Origin of the sequence: Occallatibacter sp. (assembly GCF_049802275.1) — a bacterium.
Taxonomy (GTDB): domain Bacteria; phylum Acidobacteriota; class Terriglobia; order Terriglobales; family Acidobacteriaceae; genus Telmatobacter.
Genome location: NZ_JBARMD010000756.1, coordinates 1 through 3,139, shown reverse-complemented (window position 1 = coordinate 3,139; position 3,139 = coordinate 1). Strand labels below are relative to the sequence as shown.

The 3,139-nt window shown below is 61.1% G+C and carries 4 protein-coding genes; 2 read left to right on the top strand and 2 right to left on the bottom strand.

What is annotated here, in order from left to right; genetic code table 11:
• Positions 1 to 215: 215 nt before the first annotated feature.
• Complete coding sequence (locus WA354_RS25390; RefSeq protein ID WP_472815822.1) at positions 216 to 1,184, top strand: DUF2950 domain-containing protein; 969 nt, start codon at positions 216 to 218, stop codon at positions 1,182 to 1,184.
• A gap of 47 nt (positions 1,185 to 1,231) precedes the next feature.
• Here WA354_RS25390 and WA354_RS25385 read toward each other — a convergent pair whose 3' ends face one another.
• The gene (locus tag WA354_RS25385) at positions 1,232 to 1,816 is read right to left on the bottom strand and encodes a class IV adenylate cyclase (protein ID WP_472815821.1); all 585 of its coding nucleotides are present in this window, start codon (positions 1,814 to 1,816) and stop codon (positions 1,232 to 1,234) included.
• A gap of 95 nt (positions 1,817 to 1,911) precedes the next feature.
• Between WA354_RS25385 and WA354_RS25380 the strand changes: the two genes are divergently transcribed.
• Entirely contained in the window at positions 1,912 to 2,952 is a 1,041-nt protein-coding gene (locus WA354_RS25380) for an L-threonylcarbamoyladenylate synthase (RefSeq protein ID WP_472815824.1), read from the top strand.
• A 16-nt stretch (positions 2,953 to 2,968) separates the two neighbouring features.
• Here WA354_RS25380 and WA354_RS25375 read toward each other — a convergent pair whose 3' ends face one another.
• Positions 2,969 to 3,136 carry an RNA chaperone Hfq gene (locus tag WA354_RS25375; RefSeq protein ID WP_472815823.1) on the bottom strand — a complete coding sequence of 56 codons (168 nt, stop codon included), beginning with the start codon at positions 3,134 to 3,136 and terminating at the stop codon, positions 2,969 to 2,971.
• Between the last annotated feature and the right edge of the window lie 3 nt (positions 3,137 to 3,139).

Here is a 3,139-nt window from a genome sequence, read left to right as displayed (position 1 = left end):
AACCGCAGCAGCGCCAATACAGCCCAAGCCCGTAGCAGTGGAGGAGGAGGCGGCAATCGCGGCGGTGGTGGTGGCGGCGCCAAAAGCGGCGGCGCCAACCGTTCCAGCGGTGGCCGTCCCAAGAGGTAACGGAGCCAGGGTTGGTGAATCGCGCACCCGGCGGTTCAGGCTATGGCCAGGATGTATCCGCAACGAGAAAAGTCAGGAGGAATTCAGTGAAACGTACGTTGCAACTTCACGAAAGGCCATCGCCCGATCACTTGGGCGCCGTGGTGCTGTGGCTGGCCGCATTGATCCTGCTCTGTCTCGCTTATCCTTCCGGTTCCCATGCACAGGCGGCGAATGAGAAGACTTTCTCCACGCCCGGCGACGCCGCGCTGGCCCTTTACAAGGCGGCTAAATCCGATGACTCCAGCAGCCTCAATGCGATCTTCGGCTCGAACGCGGATAAGGTGCTGCATACCGGCGACGAAGTGGCGGACAAAAACTTGATTGAAAAGTTCGCCTCCCACTACGAGCAGATGCATCGCGTCGTCATCGAGCCGGACCAGACTGCCACCCTTTACATCGGAGCCGACAACTGGCCCATGCCCATCTCGCTGGTGAAGAACACGGGCGGAGCATGGTATTTCGACACTCAGAGCGGAATCCAGGAAATTCTCTATCGGCGCATTGGCAACAACGAGAACGGCGCCATCGAAGTCCTCGAAACGCTGATCGATGCCCAGAAGGAATATGCCTCCACCCTGCACGATGACGAAAAAGTGAAACACTATGCCAGCAGAGTCTTCAGCACCGAAGGGAAGCATGACGGGCTCTACTGGAAGACCAGCGATAGCGAGCCTCCCAGTCCCGTCGGGCCGCTGATTGCAGATGCGTCGAACGAAGGCTATACCCGGAAGGCGGGTGAGCCGACCCCGTTCCATGGCTACGTCTTTCGCCTCCTCACCCGCCAGGGACCGGCCGCGAGAGGCGGCGCCCGCGACTACAAGGTGAATGGCGTTCTGAGCGGCGGCGTCGCGTTTCTTGCCTATCCCGCGGTGTACCGCACCTCCGGCGTGATGACCTTCATCATCAACCAGGATGGCAGGGCGTTTGAGAAGGACCTTGGGCCGGACACGGCAAAGCTTGCGGAGGCCATCTCGGACTACAACCCCGATAAGACCTGGATGCCCGTCGAGTAAGGCCATCCCCGATCGCGCAAAAGCACCCTGGCAAAGGGTCAGGAATTCTACGGATTGCCGACGGCGGCTGCCACGGCATCAAAGGTCAGATCGTTCGCGCTTGAGTGGTGTTCCTCGCGCCACTGCTCAAAGAGCCGCCCATAACTGAGCGTGATGTAATCCGCACGACTCACGCCAATGCGGGCTGCGGTCCGATCGATCCAATCCGGCGATCCTTCGAGCTCTGCATAATCTCCAATCGGCGTCTCGTCAATCACGCAATGCCCCTCGTCGTCGGTCCACTCGCTGCGCCACTTTTCATAGCGGAATGCCGCAACTAGCCCTATCGACAGAAAAACCTGCGCCAGCACCTCGCCGTCGCCCACCTCAGTTTCCGTCTCTACGCGATGCTTGTGCACATCCTCGCCGGGTCCCACATCGGGCAGGCGCTTGTGCGTCACCATCCATTTGCCCGCATAGTTGCGAATGCGCAAAATCTCTGTTCGCGCCCGCATCTTCCGGTCCGGAGTGTCATACAAAACGTTGCTCTCAAACGTGCGTGGCGTCTGCTGGCGAAACCCCGCCCCGCGAAGCTGCATCACCAACTTACCCACACTCGCAACCCGGAACTTGATCTCCGTCTCGATAGCCATCGTTAATGAGCGAGTATACGCAGGTAGCGGCAACGGCTTCAAACGGCGACAATAAGTATGTGAAGACCCTGCGCCTCTCTGTCAACCCAGCCCGCATGGAAACGGACGAGGCGCAAGCAGCCGTCGCTCAGGCAGCAGAGATTCTCCGGGTTGGCGGACTCGTCGCCCTGCCCACTGAAACCGTCTACGGCCTGGGAGCCAATGCCCTCGATCCCGCTGCCGTCGCCCGCATCTTTCAGGCCAAGCAGCGCCCGTCGTGGGATCCCATCATCGTTCACATCGCCGGCCCGGCCCTCCACAACCCGATGCTAGATCCGCTGGTCACCACGTTCCCGCCAGTCGTCTATGAATTGATGGAGAAATTCTGGCCCGGCCCTCTGACGCTGCTGCTGCCCCGTTCCGCAGCCGTTCCCGACGTCGTCACCGCCGGGCGTCCTCTGGTCGGCATCCGCATGCCCGCGCATCCCGTCGCGTTCGAGATCATCCGCCAGGCCGGCGTTCCCATCGCCGCACCCAGCGCCAATGTCTTCAGCCATATCAGCCCCACCACTGCCGCTCATGTGCTCGAAGATCTCGACGGCAAAATCGACGCAGTCGTCGACGCGGGCCCCACCCGCCACGGTGTCGAATCCACTGTTCTCGATCCGACCCAAAGCCCCATGATGATTTACCGCCCAGGCGCCATCACCGCGCAACAGATCCGCGAAGTCGCCGGCCCGGTGGTTTGCTACGAGGAAAAAATGCTGCCGAAGGCCGCTCCGCCTGAAGCGCTGCCGTCGCCCGGCATCGGCATGCGGCACTATGCACCTCGCGCACGATTGATTGTTGTCGAGGGTTCGCTCGCGGAACTCCCCGCCCGCCTTGTTGACGCGGCTCGTCCCTTCGCCCATGATCGGCTGGGAGTAATGCTTCCCGCGGAGTTGGCGCGCACCAGATTCCAGCCGCCGCTGCGGGGAGCAGCAGAGTTCGCATGGGGCCGTTGGGATTCGCCTGAAGAACTTGCCGAGAAGCTGTACGCCGGCCTGCGCGCGCTCGATGCCGAGGGTTGTACTGTAATTCTCTGCCCGCTGCCGCCAGCCGAAGGGGTCGGCGAGGCGATCCGCGATCGCCTGCGCAAAGCTGCCTATACCAGGTAGGATTGAATGTGGTTGTCTATTGCCCCACTTCGGCAAGCTTGAACATATATTTGATAGCTGACTTGTAGATGAGTGTCTTCGCCCGGCCGCGCACCTTCAGAACTCCGCGGTCATACCATTCGATCTGACCTTCCACGCGCTCGCCATCTTCCAGCACAATCACCATCGGCGTCTGCGACTGAATCTG

Excerpts from the sequence above, each read along its gene's own strand:
- WA354_RS25385 (WP_472815821.1), bottom strand. The coding sequence starts at position 1,816 with ATGGCTATCGAGACGGAGATCAAGTTCCGGGTTGCGAGTGTGGGTAAG.
- WA354_RS25380 (WP_472815824.1), top strand. The coding sequence starts at position 1,912 with ATGGAAACGGACGAGGCGCAAGCAGCCGTCGCTCAGGCAGCAGAGATT.